We start from the raw sequence: 20,330 nt of genomic DNA, 5'->3' as shown, positions 1-20,330 counted from the left end.
GCCGCGCCTGAGTATGTTCCGCGCCTCTTATTTTAGCGGCTTTCGCCGTCGCAGAGGTAATTCCGATGGCCAAACCGGCTTCCATCAAGATCCGCCTGAACTCCACGGCCGACACCGGCTTCTTCTACGTCACCAAGAAGAACGCCCGCACCATGACCGAGAAGATGGTCGTCAAGAAGTACGACCCGGTCGTGCGCAAGCACGTCGAGTTCAAGGAAGGCAAGATCAAGTAAGCGCTTGATCCGACCGAATTGAAAACGCCCGGCTGGAAACCAGCCGGGCGTTTTTCGTTGTGGTGGCCGGGATCGGTCAGGCCGCCCGGGCGATGACCTTGTTGCGGCCGCCGGCCTTGGCTTCGTAGACGCCCTCGTCCGCGCGCTTCATCAGCTGTTCCGGCGTATCGCCCACGCCGTTCGTCGCGGCCACGCCGATCGAGATGGTGATCGATAGGCTTTCGCGGCCGCCCATGATGCGGAACGGCGCCGAGGCCACGTCGCGACGGATGCGTTCGGCGACCCTGTGCGCGTCCTCCAGTTCGGCGCCGGGCATGACCACCACGAACTCCTCGCCGCCCATGCGGCACGGCAGATCGACGGCGCGGACATTGGTGGCCAGGCGCACGGCGAACTCGGTCAGCACCTCGTCGCCCGCGTCGTGGCCGAAGCTGTCGTTGACCGACTTGAAGTGATCGATGTCCATCAGCAGCACGGCGACCGAGCTGCCGCCGTGGACGGCGCGGTTGACCAGCGCCTGCAGCTGGCCCGCCATGTAGCGGCGATTGTGCAGACCGGTCAGGGCGTCGGTGACCGCCATCTCCAGGCTGTAATCCAGCTTCTCGCGCAGGAAGTCGCTGTAGCGCTTGCGCCGGATCTGCGTCTTGGCCCGGGCCGAGAGTTCTTCGACGTCGATCGGGCGCGGCAGGATGTCGGTGGCGCCCAGCTCCAGCGCCTTGACCATGCGGGCGCGATCCTGCGGGTCCACGACGGCCAGGATCGGCGCGCGACGCGCGTCGCCGGATTTGGAGAGGGCGACGATGCGCAGGCCGTCAAAGGCGTCGGCCGTGACGTTGACGATGATCAGGTCCAGCGGCCCCTTGATCGCTGTCAGGGCCTTGTCCGCATCGGTCTCGACCGTGACGCGGTGCTCCTGGCCCAGGGCCTCGGCGATCACGGCCGCCTGCCGCGCATTGTCATCGACGACCAGAACACGCCCGCCCTCGGCCCGCAGCCGCCCGGCGGTGTCGCCGCTGACGCCCATGCGGCGACTGTTCTCCTCGCGCTCGCGCAGCTCGTCCATCACCTGCTTCAGGCGGGTCAGCGACCGCACGCGGGCGAAGAGGATGACGTCGTCGATCGGCTTGGTCAGGAAATCGTCGGCCCCGGCCTCCAGCCCCCGGATGCGGTCCTCGCGACCGTCCAGGGCGGTGACCAGCACCACCGGGATGTGGCGGGTCTCGGGCTGGGCCTTCAGCCGGCGACAGGTCTCGAACCCGTCCATGCCGGGCATCATGACGTCCAGCAGGATCAGGTCCGGCTGAGCCTCGGCCGCCAGCGACAGGGCCGTGGCGCCGTCGTGGCAGGACACCACGTCGAAATATTCGATGGTCAGCTTGGCTTCGAGCAGACGGACGTTGGCCTCGACGTCGTCCACGACAAGGACGCGCGCGCTCATACCAGGTGCTTCCTGACCGTCTCGAGGAAATGCATCACCGAGATGGGCTTGGAGATATAGGCCTCGCAGCCGCCCTGCCGGATCCGCTCCTCGTCGCCCTTCATGGCGAAGGCCGTGACGGCGATGATGGGGATGTGGCTCAGCTCGTCGTCGTCCTTAAGCCACTTGGTGACCTCCAGACCGGAGATTTCGGGCAGCTGGATGTCCATCAGGATCAGGTCGGGAAGGTGGGCGCGCGCGAGCGCTAACGCCTGCATCCCTTCGCGGGTCTGCAGCGTCTCATAGCCCTGGGAATCGAGGAGATCATGAAAAAGCTTCATGTTCAGCTCGTTATCCTCGACGATGAGGACCTTCTTCGACATCATCACCCAGCCCGCGCGTCCCCGAACGCGGGGACGGCTTCCTTGATGCGATACTGGCCGCCCAGTCTTAAGTTGGGGTGAAGCCAACCTTACGGAGACCTTAAAGGTGGCCATCAAGGCCATATGTCGCGACTGCCTGTGGACCGGCGAAGACCCCGCCGGGCCGCCCGATCGCCGCTGCCCGGCGTGCGGCTCGCGCCGCATCGTTGCGGACCCCGAGCTGGACCAGCTGTCGATCGCCCACATGGACTGCGACGCCTTCTACGCCTCGGTGGAGAAGCGCGACCGGCCGGAGTTGCGCGACAAGCCGGTCATCGTCGGCGGCGGCAAGCGCGGGGTCGTCTCCACCGCCTGCTATGTGGCGCGGCTGTACGGCGTGGCCTCGGCCATGCCCATGTTCAAGGCGCTGAAGGCCTGTCCCGACGCCGTCGTCATCAAGCCCGACTTCAGCAAATACACCTTCGAGTCCCGTCGCATCCTGGGCGCCCTGGCCCAGCTGACGCCGCTGATCCAGCCGCTGTCGCTGGACGAGGCCTGGGTGGACCTGTCGGGCACCGAACGGCTGAACGGCGGCCCGCCGGCGCTGCAGCTGATCCGCTTCCAGAAGCGGATCGAGGACGAGACCGGGCTGACAGTCTCCATCGGTCTGGCCCCCAATCGCTTCCTGGCCAAGATGGCGTCGGAAATGGACAAGCCGCGCGGCTTTTCGGTCGTGGGTCGCGCCAACGCCCAGGCGATCCTGGCGCCCCGCCCCGTCACCGCCCTGCCCGGCGTCGGCCCCGTGTTCGGCAAGGCCTTGCGAAGCGACGGCTACGCCCTGATCGGCGACCTCGCGAAGGCGGACGTGCGCGATCTGGTCAGGCGCTATGGCGAATCGGGCCTGCGCCTGCACGACCTGGCCCATGCCCGCGACGCCCGCGCCGTGAACCCCGAGCGCGACCGCAAGGGGATGAGCGCCGAGACCACCTTCAACGAGGACCTTTCGACACAGGAGGCGCTGGAGGCGGAGCTTTGGCCGCTGTGCGAGAAGCTGGCGTCCAAGGCGCGCCTGGACGGCGTGGCCAGCCGCGTTCTGGTGCTGAAACTGCGCCGCACCGACTTCAAGATCATCACCCGGCGCGTGACCCTGCCCGAGCCGGTCCAGACCGCGCGCGCCCTGTTCGCCGCCGGCCGCGATCTGCTGAAGCCCGAACTGGGCCGCCCCTACCGCCTGATCGGCATCGGCATGGCCGACATCCAGGACGCCGAGGACGCCCCCGCCGGCCTGTTCCAGACCGCCGAGACCCGCGCGCTGAAGACCGAGCGGGCGATCGACAGGCTGCGGGAGAAGTTCGGCAAGGACGCGGTGGTCGCGGGCCGGGCATTGAAGAGCTGACTCAGTCGATCCGCTGCGTCCAGCCGTCGAAGGCGACCTCGACATTGGGCGGCAGCAGGGCCGACAGCGCGCGGTAGTCCATGTCGATATGCAGGTTGGTCAGCACGGCCCGCTCGACATCCGCCGCCGCGATCCATTCCAGGGCGCGATCCAGATGGGCGTGGGTCGGGTGCGGGGCGTAGCGCAGGGCGTCCACGATCCACAGCTTGCAGCCGCGCACGGCGTCGAGGGCGGCGTCGTCCAGATCCGACACGTCGCTGGAATAGGCCATGTCGCCCAGCCGGTAGCCGACCGAACGGATCGGACCGTGCGCCTGGTCGAAGGTGACGACTGGGATCGCCCCGCCGGCGCCCTCGATGCTCCAGGCCTGTCCGTGCGGAGGAACGATGCGGGCGTCCAGCAGCGCCGGATAGCCCAGCTTCATCTCGAAGATGTAGTCGAAGCGGTGACTGAGCGCGGCGTGCGTCGCCGCGTCCATCCAGGCGGGGATCCGCTGTCTGGCCCGCGTGGCGAAAACCCTCAGATCGTCGATGCCGTGCGTCTGGTCGGCATGGTCGTGGGTGTAGAGCACCGCATCTATGTGCTTCGTGCCGCTGGCCAGCATCTGCTCACGCAGGTCCGGCGAGGTGTCGATCAGGACGTTGGTGACGCCGTCCGGCCCTGTGCGGCGCGCCAGCATGGAGCAGCGCGTGCGGCGGTTTCTCGGTTCGGCCGGATCGCAGGCGCCCCAGTCGCCATCGCCGCGCGGCACCCCGCCCGACGAGCCGCAGCCCAGGATGACGACCTTCAGGCTCATGCCGCCGGCCTCGAGATACGGTCGAACAGGGCGAAGAAGGCGTCGGTCGTGCGCACATCGGCCTCCTCGGCGCTCCAGCCCCGTATCTCGGCCAGCTTGTCGAGGACCAGGCCGACATAGGCCGGCTCGTTGCGACGGCCCCGGTGCGGAACCGGCGCCAGATAGGGGCAGTCGGTCTCGACGATGATCCGATCGGCAGGCATGTCGCGGATGATCGCCCTCACCTCTTCGGCCGCCTTGAAGGTGGCGATGCCGGAAACCGAGAACCAGGCGCCCAGTTCCGCGGCCGTCGCCGCCAGCTCAGCGCCGCTGGTGTAGCAGTGCATCAGCATCCGGAACGGCCCGGCGGCGTGTTCCTCCCGCAGGATTTCGGCCATGACGGCGTCGGCCTCGCGCGTGTGGATTACAAGCGGCAGACCGGTTTCCCGCGCCGCCGCCACATGCTGGCGAAACACCGCCGCCTGCACCTCGCGCGGGCTCAGGTCGTAGTGGAAATCCAGGCCGCATTCGCCGATGCCGACCACCCTGGGGCGCCCGGCCAGTCGCACCAACGTCTCCGCCGTCAGGTCCGCGGCGTCCTTGGCCTCATGAGGGTGAACGCCGACGGTGCACCAGATGTCGTCGTGCGCCATGGCCAGGCCGTGGGTGGCCTCGAAGGTCGTCAGCCGGTCGGAAATCTCGACCATCAGCCGCACCCCCGCCGCGCGCGCCCGCTCGATGACCGCGTCGCGATCCTCGTCGAACTGCGGGGCGTGAAGGTTCACGTGGCTGTCGATCAGCATCAGCCTGTGGCCTCCGTTCTCGCGCGGGTGCGCCGGATGTCGGCGAGGGTCGCGGCCAGAACGTCGCCCCGATCCAGGTTCAGGCCCGCCGCGCGGTCAGGCAGCGGGCTCAGCCGCTCCCACAGTTCGGCCCAGCGGTTTCCCATGCCGGGCGGGGCCTCCAGCGCGCGCATCCGAACCGCCGCGATCAGCCGGTCCATCAGGGTCTCGAACCGCTCTTGCCCCTCGGCGCCGCGAAACTTGTCGGCGACGGCCAGGGCTTCGGCCCGGTCGATGTCGCCCAACACCCATTGCCGCGCCAGCTGGTCCATCTCGAAGGTCGCGCCCGACGCCAGCGCCAGCGCGGCGCCCGGCGAGCCTCCGGCCATCGCCGCTGCATGGGCCGCGTCCTCGGGCTCGGCGCCCGTGCGGTTGCGGACCAGCGTCTCGAGCCGGTCCTGCGGCCAGATCGGGAAACTCAGACGCCGGCACCGCGACCGGATCGTGGCCAGCAGACGGCCCGGCGCATGGGTGACCAGGAACAGCACCCCGCGCTCGGGCGGTTCCTCAAGAACCTTCAGCAGGGCGTTGGCGGCGTTCAGGTTCAGGTCGTCGGCCGCGTCGATGATCGCCACGCGATAGCGCGCCTGAGACGGGCTCTTGGAAAAGAACTCCGGCAGTTCCCGCGCCTGGTCGACCGAGATCGACTTCTTGACCTTGCCGCCCTCCACCGTCCGCTCCAGCACCAGCAGGTCGGGATGGGCCTGGGCCGAGATCAGCCGGCTGACGGCATCGTCGCGGCGCGCGCCCAGCGGCCCGCGCGCCGGATCGGCCGCCGCCCCCATCAGTCGCCGCGCGGCGCGATGGGCGAAGGTCGCCTTGCCCGTCCCCTCGACCCCGCACAGCAGCCAGGCGTGGTGCAGCCGTCCCCGCTCCCAGGCATCCAGGAAGGCCGTCTCGGCCTGGGCGTCGGGAACCAGGTCGAACCGGTCGCGGGGGTGGTCCTCGCTCACAGCAGCCGCTCCTCGACCGCCCGCCAGACCCGCGCCTCGACCTCGTCGAGGTCGCCGACCGCGTCGATCCGGACGCAACGCTGCGGATTGGCCTCAATGATGCGCAGAAAGCCCTCGCGCAGCCGCTGGTGGAACTCCAGCCCCTTGGATTCGAAGCGGGTCTCGAACAGGCCGCGCCCGAACGCCCGCTCCAGGCCCACCTCGACCGGCAGGTCGAACACCAGGGTCAGGTCCGGCTGGTCCTCGCCGACCACGCCGGCGTCGATCTGTTCGATGAAGCTCTGGGCCACCCCGCCGCCCGCGCCCTGATACGCGCGGCTGGAATCGGCGAAGCGGTCGCACACCACCCAATCGCCCGCCTCCAGCGCCGGCCGGATGGTGTTCTCGAGATGGTCGGATCGCGCCGCGTACATCAGCAGCGTCTCGGTCATCGCCGACCAGGGCTCGGCCTCGGTGGCCACGACCAGGTTGCGGATCACCTCGGCGCCCTTCGAGCCGCCGGGCTCCCGGGTGCGCACCACGGTTCGCTCGCCCAGCAGCGCTTGCAGGCGGGCGACCAGACGGCCGACCTGGGTCGACTTGCCGGCGCCCTCGCCGCCCTCGAAGGTGATGAACTTTCCACGGGTCACGAGGCTTCATGGCGCCCCGGCGAGCCCGGACGCAAGCCCCGCGACGATCAGCTTCCGGATATCAACAGGGCGTCGACATAGCCGCGCGCCACGACCGCCTGACGGGCGCTTTCCGCCGCATTGGCGTCGTCCCACGGCCCCACGACGACGCGGAACTGGGCGTCCGCGCCGTTGGCCCGCACCCAGCCGCTCAGGCTGTCGGCGATTCGCCGGGCCTGGTCGGCGTCGGAGAAGGCCCCGGCCTGGACCCAGAAGGGCCCGGCTTCGGCGCCCGCGGCGTCGGTCGGCGCCGGGGGCCGAGACGACGTCGTCGACGCCGTCAGCACCGCGCCCCCGCCCAGCCGCGGCGCGCGGCCCAGATAGCGGACGCGAACCCTTCCGACGCCCTTCGCCAGCAGGCCCAGCTCGTCGGCCGCCTCGCGCGACAGGTCGATGATGCGGCCCTCGGCGAACGGCCCGCGATCGTTGATGCGCACCACGACGCGCTGGCCATTGTCCAGATTGGTCACTTCGACCAGTCCCGGCAGCGGCAGCGTCTTGTGCGCCGCCGTCAGGGCGTTCATGTCGAAACGCTCGCCCGTCGCCGTGGGCCTTCCGTTGTGAGCCGAGCCGTACCAGGAGGCCATGCCGACCTCGTCGTAGTTCGGCTGCTCTTCCGGGCGGTACCAGCGCCCGCGCACCTGATAGGGGCGCATCGTCCCCGACACGATCGGCGCCGGATCGCGGACCACGGGCGCGCTGGCCGGCGCGCCGCGCCCGCCCAGGCTGGAGCAGGCCGCCAGCAGGGAGAACATCGCCACGACCAGGGCGCCTCGCCCCATCTTCCGCGCCGTCATCGCACGCCTCGCCGCTTAACCATGCTTGCAGCATGACGGACGAGATTTCCCCTTTGGTTAATGACACATTCGTTTGCTATGGCGTCCGCGCCGCGGGTGGTTGGCAGAGCGGTTTAATGCACCGGTCTTGAAAACCGGCGAAGCTGCGAGGCTTCCGAGAGTTCGAATCTCTCACCACCCGCCATTCCCCCTCTTGTTGCACAGCGTGATCGCGGCAATTCCGCGTTGTCGTTGTGAACGTTCTCATTTCATGCTTCAAAGCGACTCGAGAAGAGCGTCAGACTCTTCCGCTCAGGGAGGATTCGGGAGCGACAGACGGGCTATTTCCCGTCATTCCGCGCCCTTTGGACCATGCATCCGTCGCGCCGCGCGACGTCGCGGGACCGATTCTCCTGACAACTGATGGCCGCGAGGGGCGGTCCTTTGATGTCTTCCGGGGAGTCTCCATGCGTTCTCGTCCGCTTCTGTTCGGCGCATCTCTGTTCGTCGTCGCCCTGGCGACGACCTCGCCCGCCTGGGCGCAGGCGCAACCGGCTCCTGCGGTCGCCGCCGCGTCGCAAACCGCGGCCCAGCGCGCGGACGCCCTGCTGGCGCAGATGACGCAGGACGAGAAGCTGCAGCTGATCCACGGCTACTTCCCGCCGCTGGCCGACCGGACGCCCGGCGCGCCCGTCGAGGACATGATCCCCTCCGCCGGCCACATCCCCGGCATCCCGCGCCTGGGCATCCCGAACATCCGCGAAAGCGACGCCAGCCTGGGCGTCGCCAATCAGGTCGAGCAGCGCAAGGGCGATGTCGCCACCGCCCTGCCCGCCAGCCTGGCCACCGCGGCCAGCTTCGATCCCGAGATCGCCTACGCCGGCGGGGCCATGATCGGCGCCGAGGCCCGGGCCAAGACCTTCAACGTCCTGCTGGCCGGCGGGGTCAACCTGACGCGCGATCCCTGGGCGGGCCGCAACTTCGAATATCTGGGCGAGGATCCGCTGCTGGCCGGCGTCATGGCCGGCGAGCACATCCGGGGGGTCCAGTCCAACCACATCGTCTCCACCATCAAGCACTTCGCCTTCAACTCCCAGGAAACGGGGCGGATGATCATGGACGCCCGCCTGGACGAGGCGGCGTTGCGTGAAAGCGACCTGCTGGCCTTCCAGATCGCCATCGAGATCGGCGATCCCGCCTCGGTCATGTGCGCCTACAACAAGGTCAACGGCGACTGGGCCTGCGAGAACGACTTCCTTCTGAACCAGGTGCTCAAGCGCGACTGGGGCTACGAAGGCTGGGTCATGTCCGACTGGGGCGCGGTTCATTCCACCGTCAAGGCGGCCATGGCCGGGCTGGACCAGGCTTCGGGCCAGGAACTGGACAAGGCTCTATATTTCGACGCGCCGTTCCGTGAAGCGCTGGAGGCGGGCCAGATTCCGCAGGCGCGGCTGGACGACATGGTCCGCCGCTTCCTGATCGGCCTGATCGACGCGGGCGTGCTGGACGCGCCGGTGGTGACCGAGCCCCAGCCCATCGACTACGCCGCCAATGCGGAGGTCGCACAGCGCGCGGCCGAGGCGGGCATCGTCCTGCTGAAGAACGAAGGCGGCGTCCTGCCGCTGGCGGCGAACGCCCGCACCATCGCCCTGATCGGCGGCCATGCCGATGTCGGCGTCCTGTCGGGCGGCGGCTCGTCCCAGGTCCGCTCGGTCGGCGGCGCGCCGGTCGAGGTGCCGCTGACGTCGGGCGCGGCGGCCTCCTTCGCGCGCTACACCTACCACGCCTCTTCGCCGCTGAACGCGATCCGCGCGCTGGCCCCGCAGGCGACGGTGACCTTCACCGCCGGCGACGATCTCGAAGCCGCCCGCGCGGCGGCGGCGGCGGCCGATGTCGTCGTGGTCTTCGCGACCAAGTGGAGCACCGAGGCGGTTGATTCCGAGAACCTGGATTTGGCGGCCGAGCAGAACGCCCTGATCGCGGCGGCGGCCCAGGCCAATCCGAAGACGGTCGTGGTGCTGGAGACCGGCGGTCCGGTGCTGATGCCCTGGCTGGACCAGACGCCCGCCGTCATTCAGGCCTGGTATCCCGGTCAGCGCGGCGGCGAGGCCATCGCCCGCATCCTGTTCGGCCAGGTCAATCCGTCGGGCCGCCTGCCGATCACCTTCCCCGCCACGGCCGACCAGCCGCCTCGTCCGGTCCCGCCGGGCCTGGATCTGATGAAGGCCGCCGACAGCGCCGCCGCGGACGCCGCCGCCAATCCCGGCGCCCCGCCCGCCCCCGGCATGCAGGACTTCGCCGTCGACTATGTCGAAGGCGCCGACGTCGGCTATCGCTGGTATGACCGCCAGAACCTGAAGCCGCTGTTCCCGTTCGGGCACGGCCTCAGCTACACGACCTTCGCCTATGACAATCTGACGGTGTCGAACACCGACGGCGTCAGCGTCAGCGTCGACGTGACCAACACCGGCCGCGTCGCCGGCGTCGACGTGCCCCAGCTTTACGTCCGGCCCGCCGCCGGCGACCAGCCCCGCCGCCTGGCCGGCTGGTCCCGCCTGGCGCTCCAGCCGGGCGAGACGCGCCGCGTCGTCATCAAGGCCGAACCCCGCATCCTGGCGAACTACGACACCAGCCTGCCGGGCTGGCGCATCGCCGAGGGGGCGTACGCCGTCTCCATCGCTCGTGACGCCGAAGATCCCGGCGTGACCGGCGAAACCACCATTTCAGGGACCGCCACGAGGCCCTGAGACCAGCCGCCAACGCACGCGGCGCTGCAAAGAGGGAGGAAAGACACAATGAGAATTCACCAGCGACCCCTGGTCGCGGCCCTGCTGGCCAGTTCGGCGCTCGTCGCGCCGGCCTACGCCCAGACGGCGGACGCGCCCCAGGATCAGGTCCCCATGGACCAGGGCGTGACGCAGGTCGACGAAATCGTCGTCACCGGCATCCGCGCCTCGCAGGCTCAGGCCATCGACATCAAGCGCAACGAAACCGCGCTCGTGGACGCCATTTCGGCGGAGGACATCGGCAAGCTGCCCGACGTCACCGTCGCCGACGCCCTGCAGCGCATTCCGGGCATTCAGGTCCAGCGCACGGCGGGCGAAGGCTCGACCGTCAACATCCGCGGCCTGCCGCAGGTCATCACCCTGCTGAACGGCGAACAGTATCTGGCGCCGGGCAACCTGGGCAGCGCCCAGCCGAACCTGAACGACGTGCCCTCGCAGCTGATGAACTCGATCGTCGTGTTCAAGTCGCAGGACGTCTCGAACGCCCTGTCCGGCATCTCGGGCACCATCGACCTGCGCACCCGCCGGCCGATGGACTTCGACTACGGCCCGACCGTCTTCACCGCCGCCGAATATCAGACCGGCGAGCGCACCAAGGAGTCGGACTATCTGTTCAACGGCCTGCTGAACTGGCGCGGCGACCGCTTCGGCGCGATGCTGTCGGGCGTCATCAGCAATTCCAACCTGGGCAACAACTACTCTGGCATCAGCCAGAGCGTCATGGGCAACAACGACTGGGGCGGCGACGCCGACAACTGGATCGCGCCCCACGGCTACGACAGCTTCAACCGCGTCGTCGAGCGTGAGCGCTACAGCCTGAACGGCGCCTTCCAGTTCGACATCGAGGACGGCATCCGCCTGACCGGTGAGGTCTTCTACACCCACCAGCAGGAATACAACCGCGCCGCCGGCCTGAACATCTCCAACCGCTGGAGCGGGGTGACCTGGACCACGCCGACCGAGTTCGTCGAAACCGGCGTGAACGGCAACAACGGCAATCCGTGGCTGAACGTCAGCGAGTACGACCTTGACGTCTGGTGGATGAACTCGTTCACCGTCAACCGGGCGACCGAGAACGAGTCGACCAACTTCAACCTGGAGCTGGACTACGACAAGGGCGGACCGTTCACCTTCACGGCGCGCGCCATCAAGGCCGAAGCCAGCCTGGAGAGCATGAACGGCCAGGTTCAGGGCGACCTGTCGAACTGGCAGTATTCGCCTGACCGCGCCTTCACCCTGTTCCGGCAGGCGGGCGACCGGACGCGCGGCACCTTCTACCCCGCGTCGATCGCCGCCCTGTATCCCGCCTCGCAATACTCGAACGGCGTGGTCGGCAGCCAAGGCGGTCGCTACATCAATCCGAACCCGTACGGCTACGGCGAAGATCCGCTTGTCCATATCGACATCAGCGGCGGCACCCTGGCCTGGAGCGGCTTCGACAATCCGATCTCCGGCGGCCTCGGCGAGGTTCCGCTGACCCAGTACATGTCGAACCTCGACAGCTACACGGTCGGCGCCTATTCGTCGGAAGGCAACCAACGCAACAACTCCGACCTGACCGTGGTCCGCTTCGACGGCTCGTACGAGTTCCAGGACGCGCCCGCGTTCGGCTTCCTCACCCGGGTCGACGCCGGCGTTCGCCACAGTTCGCGCGAGGTGGAGATCCGCAACTTCCACCTGTTCTCGGACTTCTACGCCGGCCAGGGCGCGGGCAACCAGGCGGGCTGCTCGGCGCAGTGGAAGGCCATCGACGTCGTCATGGACAATCCGCAGTGCCGCGCGGGCGAGTTCGTCACCAACCCGTCGTTCGATCCGACCGCTCCGATCGTCGAGGCGGGAAGCTGCACCTCCGGCGCCGTGGCCAACGCCCCGACCTGCTTCCAGGGCTACACGGTCAACCGTCCGACGCTGCTGCGCGAAAACAACAACACCTACTTCCTGGACAACTACGGCTCGATCACCACCGGCCTTCCGGGCGTGTGGGTGGCCGATCCGCGCGACTTCGACGATGTCCGGTCGTTCCAGGAGCGGGTGTTCGGCAACGCCTACGAGGTCATCATCCCGGGCAACACCTATGATGTCGACCTGTACGAGGACGCCGCCTATGTGAACGGCGCCATCGAGTTCGGACAACTGAGCGGCGATGTCGGCGTTCGCATGGTCCGCACCGAGCTGCGTGCGCGCCAGAACCTGACGGGCGACACGCGCGCCTACGGCGACACCAACAACGACATCGGCGACACCATCTCCAGCCGAAGCTACACGGACTGGCTGCCGTCGTTGAACCTGCAGTACGAATTCAGCGACCAGCTGAAGCTGCGTTTCGCCTACGCCAAGACCATGATCCCGCTGGACCTGGGCAACTACGGCGGCGGCGTCACCATCTCGACCGCCGACACGCCCGAGCCCGAACCCGGCGCGCCTGTCGACCCGACCATGCCGCCCGTCGGCGTCCGTCGCGTCACCGGGGCGACCCTGGGCGGCACGGTGGAGCTGAACCCGTGGCGGTCGGACAACTACGACCTGGCGCTCGAGTACTATTTCGGGCCGGCGACGATGTTCAACATCGGCATCTTCCGCCTGAACATCGAAAGCTTCGTCACGCGCGAAACGGTGCCGCTCAGCGGCGAATATCCGGACGGCGACGGCGTCATCCGTCGCCTGGTGGATGTGAACCGTCCGGTCCAGGGTGAAGGCGGCGAACTCCAGGGCGTCGAGATCGGGGCCAAGATCGGCCTGTCGGACTTCATCGACACGCCCATCTGGAGGGACTTCGGCTTCGACGGCAGCTACACCTACTCCGACAGTTCTCAGAACGCGCAGAACCTGTCGGGCGAGGATCTGCCCTTCCCCGACAACTCCGAGCAATCGATGAACGCCGCGGTCTGGTACCAGGGCGATCGTCTGCAGGCCCGGGTGGCGTGGAACTATCGTACGCCGCGTCTGGCCAACACCTTCGGCGCCATTCCGATCTTCCAGGATACGGCGCAGTATGTGGACGCTAACATCACCTATGACGTCAACGACATGGTGACTGTGTACGCCAACGGCTCGAACATCTTCGGCGAGATCGAAGAGTACTATTTCGAGTTCGAGCCCGGACAGCAGCAGTTCCACAGCCGCAATCAGTTCGAGCCGCGCTACTCCATCGGGATACGCGCTCGCTTCTGACTTCTTCCTGAGCGACTGGGCCGGCGACGCATTCGTGTCGCCGGCCGCCTTTTTCGGTATTCAGGATCCGCCATGGAAGACCACCGCATCCGGTCCGTCGTCATCGTGGGCGGAGGGACCGCAGGCTGGATGACGGCCGCCGCCCTGGTCCAGCACTTCCGTTCGACCCCGGTGAAGATCACGCTCGTCGAGTCGTCCGAGATCGGCACGATCGGCGTCGGCGAAGCGACCATCCCCACGATCCGCCGCTTCTACGCCCAGCTGGGCATGACCGACGAAGCGGTCATGCGGGCGACCCAGGCGACCTGCAAGCTGGGCATCCGCTTTCTCGACTGGTCCGGGCCGGGCTCCGACTTCATTCATCCGTTCGGCCACTACGGCCAGGACGTGCGAGGAACCGGCTTTCATCACTACTGGCTGAAGCAGCGACAGGCTGGCGACGACACGCCCCTGGCCGCCTATTCGCTGGGCGCCGCCCTGGCCGCCGACGGCAAGTTCGCCCAGCCTGCGGCCAATCCCCCCACACAGCTGTCGGTCTTCGACTGGGCCCTGCATCTGGACGCCGCCCTCTTCGCCCAGCACATGCGCGCCTATGCCCAGGCCGGAGGCTGCGCCCGGATCGACGCTCGCATCCGTTCGGTCGAGCTGCGGCCCGAGGACGGCTTCGTGCGCGCCGCGACCCTGGACGACGGACGAGAGGTCGAAGGCGACCTGTTCGTCGACTGCTCCGGCTTTCGCGCCCTGGTGATCGGCGAAGCCCTGGGCGTGCCGTTCGAGGACTGGGGCCGCTGGCTGCCCTGCGACGCCGCCTTCGCGGTTCAAAGCCAGAACCGTCCCGGCGAGGCCCCGCCGCCCTACACCCGCGTCACGGCCCGCTCGGCCGGCTGGCAATGGGGCATTCCGCTACGCCATCGCGCGGGCAACGGCCTGGTCTTCTCGAGCGCGCACCTCAGCGACGAGCAGGCGCTGGCGGAGCTGACGCCGCATCTGCTGGGCGATCCCCTCGCCGAGCCGCGCCGCATTCCTTTCCGGCCTGGCCGCCGCGCCCAGGCCTGGGCCAGGAACTGCGTCGCCATCGGCCTGTCCGCAGGCTTCCTCGAGCCGCTGGAAAGCACCAGCATCGCCCTGATCGAGACCGGGATCGAGCGGTTGAAGCAGCTGTTTCCCGACCGCCGCTTCGCCCGGCCCGTAATCGACGAATACAACGACCAGAGCGCGCGCGAGATGGAGCGCGTGCGCGACTTCGTCATCCTGCACTACAAGCTGAACCGTCGGACGGACTCCGCCTTCTGGCGCGACTGTCGCGAAATGGCGGTGCCGGAGACCCTGCAGCGCAAGATCGACCTCTGGACCGCGCGCGGCCAGTTCGTCCGCTATCGCTGGGAAATGTTCCATCCCGCCAGTTGGCTGGCGATCTACGACGGCTTCGGCGTCTTTCCAGACGACTACGACCCGTCCGTCGATGCGATGGAGCCCGCCTATCTCGCGCGCAGCCTTCGCGACATGCGCGACAACATCCGTCGTCTGGTCGACCAGACGCCCGAACACGCCCAATTCCTCAATGCGCTTGATCGCGCCCCAACCCCGTGAGCCGCTCGATGGACGAATCCCGTCGCCCCCTGAAGAAGATCTGCATCGTCGGCGGAGGTTCGGCCGGCTGGATCGCCGCCGCGCTGATGTCCGAGCATTTCAAGGGCCGGCTGGCCGAGATCGAACTGGTCGAGTCCGACGACATCGGCATCGTCGGCGTCGGTGAATCGACGATCCCGCCTTTCCTGCAGATGCTGGCCCGCCTTGGGGTCAACGAGCAGGACTTCCTCAAGGAGGTGAAGGGGTCCTTCAAGCTGGGCATCCTCTTCAAGGACTGGAAGCTGAAAGGCGAGGACTACATCCACCCCTTCGGCCGGTTCGGCCTGCCCTCCGACCTGGAAGACTTCCACCAGGCCTGGCTCCGGTCTCAGGCCGAGGGCTATCCCCGCGGCCTGCAGGAGTTCGCCGCCGCCTCGGTGATGATCCGCCAAGACCGGTTCATGCTGCCGTTCAAGGCGCCGCGCACGCCGGTCGCCAACGCCGCCTACGCCGTCCACATCGACGCCCGCAGAATGGCGCAGTTCCTTCGCCGCTATTCGGAAGCCCGAGGCGTCACGCGGACCGAGGGCATCGTGGACCAGGTGGCGCAGCGGCCGGACGGCTTCGTCGAGGCGGTCGTTCTCAAGGACGGGCGGCGCATCGAGGCCGACTTCTTCATCGACTGCACCGGGTTCCGCGCCCTGCTGATCGGCAAGACCCTGGGCGTCGGCTATCACGACTGGTCGCCCTGGCTGATGTGCAATCGCGCCGTCGCCCTGCAGGTCACCAACCCCACCCCGCCCGGCCCCTACACCCTGGCCCACGCCCAGGCGCACGGCTGGTGCTGGCGGATCCCGCTGCAGGAACGCAGCGGCGCCGGCTACGTCTTCTGCGACAAGCATGTCAGCGACGACGAGGCCCTGGCGACCCTGCTGGCCCAGGCCGAGGGCGAACCCGTCGTCGATCCGTGGGTCATTCCCTTCCGCACCGGCATGCGCGAGGAGCTGTGGCGCAAGAACGTCCTGTCCCTGGGACTGGCCGGCGGCTTCATCGAGCCCCTGGAGTCCACGGCCCTGCACCTGATCTATCGCGGCGTGGACTTCTTCCTGCGGTTCATGCCCGACGCCGACTGCGATCCGAACCTGATCGCCGAGTACAACCGGCGCATGACCCAGGATTACGAGGAGATCCGCGACTTCGTCATCCTGCACTATGCGACGACCCAAAGGGACGACAACGACTTCTGGCGCGCCTGTCGCGACATGGAGCTGCCGGAGTCCCTTCAGAGCAAGATCGACCTGTTCAAGACCAACGGGACGGTGCGCGAAGGCGTCGATCTGATGTTCCGCGACGTCAGCTGGCAATCGGTGCTGGAGGGCATGGGCGTGCGGCCGCGCGCCTACCATCCCTTCATGGACCGGATGGACTATGGACCGTTGCCGGCCCATCTGGATCAGGTCTCGGCCGTCATTCGCCGGGCGGTCGACGGCCTGCCCAGCCACGGCGACTTCCTGAGGGACCACTGCACGGCGCCCACGCCCGATTGGCGGGTCCCGGTCTGAGCCCCCGCTTGCTTTCGAAACGGCAAAGCTGACATGGTGGTGAAGATGCATGAGGAAGTGACGTCTTGGCCCGCGCGATAACCATCAAGGATGTCGCCGCCGAGGCCGACGTCTCCTTGCAGACCGTGTCACGGGTCATCAACGACGGCCCGAACGTGCGCCCCGAGGTCAAGGCGCGGGTCAACGCCGCCATCGCCAAGCTCGGCTACACCCCAAGCCTGGCCGCGCGCCGGATGGGCGGTTCGCGTTCCTACCTCTTGCTGGCGCTGAACGACCGTGACCGCACGATCGAAGGCTGGACGTCGGGCCAGGGCACGGACTGGGTCGACCAGATGCTGATGGGCGGCATGCTGGAATGCGCCAAGCGCGGCTACCGCATGATCTTCGAACTGGTCGACACCCATTCCAGCAACGTCGAGCGCGAGGTCGCGGGCGCCATCGCCGCGCTGAACCCGGACGGGGTGATCCTCACGCCGCCGCACTCGGACAATCCGCTGATCACCGAGCTTCTGACGCAGCGCGGTCTGCCGTTCGCGCGGATCGGGTCGCAGGCCGAGGGCGCGGGCTTCGCCATCGCCATGGACGACGCCGAGGCCGCCCGCGTCGCCACCTGCCGCCTGCTGGATCTGGGCCATCGCCGCGTCGCCTTCATCGCCGGCAGCGACGAATACGCCCTGAGCGCCGCACGGCTTGAAGGCTATGCGGGCGCCCTGCGTGCGCGGGACCTGTTCGATCCCGACCTGGTGCAGCCGGGCGACTTCAGTTTCGACTCGGGCGTCGCCGCCATGACGGCGCTTCTGGCCCTGGCGCATCCGCCGACCGCCGTCGTGGCCAGCAACGACCAGATGGCGCTGGCGGCCCTGAAGGTGGCCAATGAGCGCGGCCTGTCGGTTCCCGACGACCTGGCGATCATCAGCTTCGACGACACGCCGATCGTCCGCTTCAGCCATCCGCCGCTAACGGCGATCCGCCAGCCCATCGCGGCCATGACCGCCCAGGCCGCAGACCTGCTGATGCGGGCCAAGGCGGGCGAGACGACCCTGCCCGGCGACTGGATCGTGCCCTTCTCCCTGGTCGAACGCGACTCGACCGGCCCGGCGCGGCCGCGACGCGATTAGGCCGATTGCCACCGAGGCCCGACTGCGTCCTATTGCGCGTCCGATGTCGGCCTATCGTCACTCCCACCTCGGCCTTCAGGGCCTGGCCTACGCCGGCGTCGTGGTCGGCTATGTGCCGCTGCTCACCCTGCTGCTCCCGCTGAAACTGTCGGAGATGGTCCCGGCGGATGGGCAAGTCGGCTGGCTCAGTCTGTGCGCCATCGGCGGCGCGGGGTCCGCCAGCCTGGGCGGCGTCCTCGGCGGCTGGGCCAGCGACCGAACCCGTGACGGGCGGTTGGGACGTCGGGGCTGGATGGCGGTGGGCCTGGTCGGCTTCCTGCTGTCCTTCCTGATGATCGCCCGCAGCGCCGGCCCGGTCTCGCTTCTGGCGGCCATAGTCGCGTTCCAGTTCGCCCTGAACCTGATCCTGGGGCCGCTGATGGCCGCCTTCGCCGAAGAGACGCCGGACAAGCGCCGCGGCCTGCTCGGCGGCGTTCTGGCGCTGGTCTATCCGGCGGGCGCCCTGGTGGGCGTGGCGGCGACCTTCGCACCGATCCAGGCCTTCGGCGCGGAGCTGCTTCTCGTGGCCCTGGCGACCTCGGCCATGGTGCTGCCGTTCATCCTGTCGCGCCCGCCCGTCACGGCGCCAGCGACGTCCCCCTCCGCCTTGTCAGATCCCGGCAAACGCCGGATCGCGGACTTCGGCCGCGCCGGCGTCGCCCGTTTCCTGGTGCAGGTCGCCGGCGGGGTCGTGTTCGCCTTCCTACTCTACTATCTCGCGGACCTGCCCGACGCGGGATCGTCCAAGGACATCGTCGCCGCGCGCGTGGCCGGCGTCGCGGCCGTTGTGACCGCGGCCAGCGCCCCCGTCGGCCTGGCGATCGGTTGGGCGACCGACCGGCGCGGCGGATGGCGGCCCTGGCTGGCGGGCGCGGCCTCGGTCTGCGCCCTGGGGCTGACGATCATGGCCTTCGCGGCGGGCTGGCCGGCCGCCGTGGCGGGATACGCCCTCTTCGGCGCCGCCCTGGCCGTCTTCCTGGCCCTGCACGCCAGCTATGCGATGAAGCTGCTACCGTCGCCCCGACATCGTGGGCGGGATCTGGGCCTGATGAACCTGTCGAACACCCTGCCCTCGATGCTGGGGCCGGGCCTGACCTGGGCTGTGCTGTCGTTCGCGGACTACCGGACGCTGCTGCTGCTGCTGGCCGGGTTCAGCGCCGCCGCCGCCCTGTTGATGCTGTCCATCGGCCGCCCGTCCCCGAACTGACGGCGACCTCAGTCGATCAGGCCGCGACGCTGCATGTCGGCCACGACCGGGTCGCTGAGCGCGGCGATCACCTCCAGGTCGAAGGCGTCCTCCGCCTGATCCCGGTCGGAAAACAGCCGCGCGCCGTGGCGACGCAGGCTGGACAGGCTGAACTGCTGATGGGTGACCTGCTGGGCGCTCAGCCGCTCGATACGCTGCAGCCGAACGCCGGCTTCCGACCGGATCAATGTCCTGCGCATGGGCATGGCGACATCCCTTCGCCAGCAGATTTCCATACAAACCGGCGTTTCGGGAGTCCTCGCGTCGCGCCCGCGTTCACTTCTGCGTAACCATCGCCCTCAACAAAAAATAGGCCCGGCGACGGGGCCGGGCCGATATGAGGTTCGGTGATGGTGGCCTCTCAATACGCAGAGGTCATCCCGTTCCTTAAGCGAATTGGTTAATTCGCGATTAATCGCTCAGTCAGGCAGCCAGGTCACCTGACGCCCCGACGGCCGGCCGACCCAGGCGACCCGCCACCCCTGCCCCGTCCGCGCGACCCCTTCGCCCTCAAGCGCCTGCGCGCCAGGATAGGCGTAGGCGCGGCCCCCGACGACGATCTCGCGCGCGGCACCCCCGCTCTGCACGGCGCGCCACCGCCCATTAGGCAGGCGCATGACCGCCAGGGGCGCGCCGTCGACCACGAGCGTCGGCGCAGACGCCGCGCCGTCGGCGATCCGTCCGACCATCTGAACGGCGGCCCCGTCGAAATCGACCGCTTCCAGCGGCCCGGCGCGATCCAGCCGGCGCGTCGCCTCGCCTGCCGCGATCAACGCCGCCGGCCCGCCCGGGATCACCACCAGCGTATCGGGCGAGACGGCCGCGTCCTCGCCCAGTTGCACCTCGGGCGCCATCAGCACGGGCGCCGGCGGTGCGGGAATGCGCAGCTCGAATCGTCCGTTGGAATCGGCGGCCACGGCCGCGGCGGCCCCGTCCGCGCCGCGCAGCACGACCCGCGCCCCTGGCTCCGCGACGCCCCGCACGATCAGGCTCGCGCCGTTCGGAGAGATCGCGTCGATGCGCGGCGGCTGGACCCAGGCCGAAGCCGCGGGGGCGTCCGTCGGGCGCGCCGGCGCGTCCTCGCCGGCGGAGCAGGCGCCGAGTGCGACGACCAGCGTCGCCATGATGACGATCCGACGTTCCATCCCTCGCCTCTACGATATAGGACTGGCGACCCAGCGGTCCGCTCGTGTTAGCTCGACCGCCGGCGGTTTGGCCATGGCCTGCCGCGCATTCCCAGATTCAGAGGCCCCATGTCGCTTCCCGACGTCTCCATCCAGCCGTTCGACGGTCCGTCCGTCTGCCTGTTCTGCGCCTCGTCCGACGGCGCCGATCCCGCCTATCTGCAGTCCGCGCGGGACTTTGGCGCGGCGACGGCGGCGGCGGGCTGGCGGCTGGTGTACGGCGGCGGCGGCGT

At 68.7% G+C, this 20,330-nt stretch carries 17 protein-coding genes and 1 tRNA gene; 9 read left to right on the top strand and 9 right to left on the bottom strand.

Features of this window, described 5'->3' with window-relative positions; all coding sequences use genetic code 11:
* Window positions 1-65: 65 nt before the first annotated feature.
* On the top strand, window positions 66-233 hold the full coding sequence (gene rpmG, locus ACE3PU_RS09120) for a 50S ribosomal protein L33 (protein WP_003164451.1): 168 nt from the start codon (window positions 66-68) through the stop codon (window positions 231-233).
* Between the two features lie 76 nt (window positions 234-309).
* Here the strand turns inward: rpmG and ACE3PU_RS09115 are convergent, their stop codons facing one another.
* Together ACE3PU_RS09115 and ACE3PU_RS09110 are read right to left on the bottom strand one after the other, a co-directional pair.
* Window positions 310-1,671: a PleD family two-component system response regulator gene (locus ACE3PU_RS09115; RefSeq protein WP_374388928.1), complete on the bottom strand. Its 1,362-nt coding sequence runs from the start codon at window positions 1,669-1,671 to the stop codon at window positions 310-312.
* A complete protein-coding gene (locus ACE3PU_RS09110) occupies window positions 1,668-2,033 on the bottom strand; it encodes a response regulator (RefSeq protein ID WP_374388926.1) in 366 nt (121 codons plus the stop codon). Before ACE3PU_RS09110 ends, ACE3PU_RS09115 begins: the two co-directional genes overlap by 4 nt.
* Before the next feature lie 106 nt (window positions 2,034-2,139).
* Between ACE3PU_RS09110 and ACE3PU_RS09105 the strand changes: the two genes are divergently transcribed.
* Window positions 2,140-3,408 carry a DNA polymerase IV gene (locus ACE3PU_RS09105; RefSeq protein WP_374388924.1) on the top strand — a complete coding sequence of 423 codons (1,269 nt, stop codon included), beginning with the start codon at window positions 2,140-2,142 and terminating at the stop codon, window positions 3,406-3,408.
* A 1-nt stretch (window position 3,409) separates the two neighbouring features.
* On the opposite strand, the gene ACE3PU_RS09100 is transcribed toward ACE3PU_RS09105, so the two are convergent.
* From ACE3PU_RS09100 to ACE3PU_RS09080, 5 genes are read right to left on the bottom strand one after another with little or no spacing between them, the layout of a single operon-like run.
* A complete protein-coding gene (locus tag ACE3PU_RS09100) occupies window positions 3,410-4,204 on the bottom strand; it encodes an MBL fold metallo-hydrolase (protein ID WP_374388922.1) in 795 nt (264 codons plus the stop codon).
* The gene (locus tag ACE3PU_RS09095; protein WP_374388920.1) at window positions 4,201-4,986 is read right to left on the bottom strand and encodes a TatD family hydrolase; all 786 of its coding nucleotides are present in this window, start codon (window positions 4,984-4,986) and stop codon (window positions 4,201-4,203) included. Before ACE3PU_RS09095 ends, ACE3PU_RS09100 begins: the two co-directional genes overlap by 4 nt.
* Entirely contained in the window at window positions 4,986-5,978 is a 993-nt protein-coding gene (locus ACE3PU_RS09090; protein WP_374388918.1) for a DNA polymerase III subunit delta', read from the bottom strand. The genes ACE3PU_RS09095 and ACE3PU_RS09090 overlap by 1 nt, the downstream gene beginning before the upstream one ends.
* Window positions 5,975-6,607 (bottom strand): dTMP kinase, encoded by a 633-nt coding sequence (tmk, locus tag ACE3PU_RS09085; protein ID WP_374388916.1) that lies wholly within the window; start codon window positions 6,605-6,607, stop codon window positions 5,975-5,977. Before tmk ends, ACE3PU_RS09090 begins: the two co-directional genes overlap by 4 nt.
* A 47-nt stretch (window positions 6,608-6,654) precedes the next feature.
* Window positions 6,655-7,443, bottom strand: a complete 789-nt coding sequence (locus tag ACE3PU_RS09080) for a septal ring lytic transglycosylase RlpA family protein (protein ID WP_374388914.1) — start codon at window positions 7,441-7,443, stop codon at window positions 6,655-6,657.
* A gap of 94 nt (window positions 7,444-7,537) precedes the next feature.
* On the opposite strand from ACE3PU_RS09080, the gene ACE3PU_RS09075 reads away from it, so the two are divergent.
* The 7 genes from ACE3PU_RS09075 to ACE3PU_RS09045 all read left to right on the top strand — a co-directional run bounded on the left by ACE3PU_RS09075 (window position 7,538) and on the right by ACE3PU_RS09045 (window position 18,874).
* Window positions 7,538-7,627 (top strand) — tRNA-Ser (locus ACE3PU_RS09075).
* A gap of 262 nt (window positions 7,628-7,889) precedes the next feature.
* Complete coding sequence (locus ACE3PU_RS09070; RefSeq protein ID WP_374388912.1) at window positions 7,890-10,169, top strand: beta-glucosidase; 2,280 nt, start codon at window positions 7,890-7,892, stop codon at window positions 10,167-10,169.
* 48 nt (window positions 10,170-10,217) lie between these two features.
* On the top strand, window positions 10,218-13,379 hold the full coding sequence (locus ACE3PU_RS09065) for a TonB-dependent receptor (protein ID WP_374388910.1): 3,162 nt from the start codon (window positions 10,218-10,220) through the stop codon (window positions 13,377-13,379).
* Between the two features lie 72 nt (window positions 13,380-13,451).
* Complete coding sequence (locus tag ACE3PU_RS09060) at window positions 13,452-14,969, top strand: tryptophan halogenase family protein (protein ID WP_374388907.1); 1,518 nt, start codon at window positions 13,452-13,454, stop codon at window positions 14,967-14,969.
* 8 nt (window positions 14,970-14,977) lie between these two features.
* A complete protein-coding gene (locus ACE3PU_RS09055; protein ID WP_374388905.1) occupies window positions 14,978-16,510 on the top strand; it encodes a tryptophan halogenase family protein in 1,533 nt (510 codons plus the stop codon).
* Window positions 16,511-16,575: 65 nt separating this feature from the next.
* Complete coding sequence (locus ACE3PU_RS09050; protein ID WP_374388903.1) at window positions 16,576-17,628, top strand: LacI family DNA-binding transcriptional regulator; 1,053 nt, start codon at window positions 16,576-16,578, stop codon at window positions 17,626-17,628.
* A gap of 43 nt (window positions 17,629-17,671) precedes the next feature.
* Entirely contained in the window at window positions 17,672-18,874 is a 1,203-nt protein-coding gene (locus ACE3PU_RS09045; protein ID WP_374388901.1) for an MFS transporter, read from the top strand.
* Between the two features lie 8 nt (window positions 18,875-18,882).
* Here the strand turns inward: ACE3PU_RS09045 and ACE3PU_RS09040 are convergent, their stop codons facing one another.
* Window positions 18,883-19,119, bottom strand: coding sequence for a hypothetical protein (locus ACE3PU_RS09040; RefSeq protein WP_374388899.1), 237 nt, complete (start codon window positions 19,117-19,119; stop codon window positions 18,883-18,885).
* Between the two features lie 213 nt (window positions 19,120-19,332).
* The gene (locus ACE3PU_RS09035) at window positions 19,333-20,058 is read right to left on the bottom strand and encodes a hypothetical protein (protein ID WP_374388897.1); all 726 of its coding nucleotides are present in this window, start codon (window positions 20,056-20,058) and stop codon (window positions 19,333-19,335) included.
* Between the last annotated feature and the right edge of the window lie 272 nt (window positions 20,059-20,330).

The sequence above is a fragment of the Brevundimonas sp. genome, assembly GCF_041911375.1.
GTDB lineage: Bacteria > Pseudomonadota > Alphaproteobacteria > Caulobacterales > Caulobacteraceae > Brevundimonas.
The sequence above is the reverse complement of the archived record's forward strand: the minus strand, read 5'-3'. Positions and strand labels throughout refer to the sequence as shown.

What these genes read in the sequence shown, in the direction of transcription:
- rpmG (WP_003164451.1), top strand. Translation starts at nt 66, where the DNA reads ATGGCCAAACCGGCTTCCATCAAGATCCGCCTGAACTCCACGGCCGAC.
- ACE3PU_RS09115 (WP_374388928.1), bottom strand. Translation starts at nt 1,671, where the DNA reads ATGAGCGCGCGCGTCCTTGTCGTGGACGACGTCGAGGCCAACGTCCGT.
- ACE3PU_RS09110 (WP_374388926.1), bottom strand. Translation starts at nt 2,033, where the DNA reads ATGTCGAAGAAGGTCCTCATCGTCGAGGATAACGAGCTGAACATGAAG.
- ACE3PU_RS09100 (WP_374388922.1), bottom strand. Translation starts at nt 4,204, where the DNA reads ATGAGCCTGAAGGTCGTCATCCTGGGCTGCGGCTCGTCGGGCGGGGTG.
- ACE3PU_RS09095 (WP_374388920.1), bottom strand. Translation starts at nt 4,986, where the DNA reads ATGCTGATCGACAGCCACGTGAACCTTCACGCCCCGCAGTTCGACGAG.
- ACE3PU_RS09080 (WP_374388914.1), bottom strand. Translation starts at nt 7,443, where the DNA reads ATGACGGCGCGGAAGATGGGGCGAGGCGCCCTGGTCGTGGCGATGTTC.
- ACE3PU_RS09070 (WP_374388912.1), top strand. Translation starts at nt 7,890, where the DNA reads ATGCGTTCTCGTCCGCTTCTGTTCGGCGCATCTCTGTTCGTCGTCGCC.
- ACE3PU_RS09065 (WP_374388910.1), top strand. Translation starts at nt 10,218, where the DNA reads ATGAGAATTCACCAGCGACCCCTGGTCGCGGCCCTGCTGGCCAGTTCG.
- ACE3PU_RS09060 (WP_374388907.1), top strand. Translation starts at nt 13,452, where the DNA reads ATGGAAGACCACCGCATCCGGTCCGTCGTCATCGTGGGCGGAGGGACC.
- ACE3PU_RS09055 (WP_374388905.1), top strand. Translation starts at nt 14,978, where the DNA reads ATGGACGAATCCCGTCGCCCCCTGAAGAAGATCTGCATCGTCGGCGGA.
- ACE3PU_RS09045 (WP_374388901.1), top strand. Translation starts at nt 17,672, where the DNA reads ATGTCGGCCTATCGTCACTCCCACCTCGGCCTTCAGGGCCTGGCCTAC.
- ACE3PU_RS09040 (WP_374388899.1), bottom strand. Translation starts at nt 19,119, where the DNA reads ATGCCCATGCGCAGGACATTGATCCGGTCGGAAGCCGGCGTTCGGCTG.
- ACE3PU_RS09035 (WP_374388897.1), bottom strand. Translation starts at nt 20,058, where the DNA reads ATGGAACGTCGGATCGTCATCATGGCGACGCTGGTCGTCGCACTCGGC.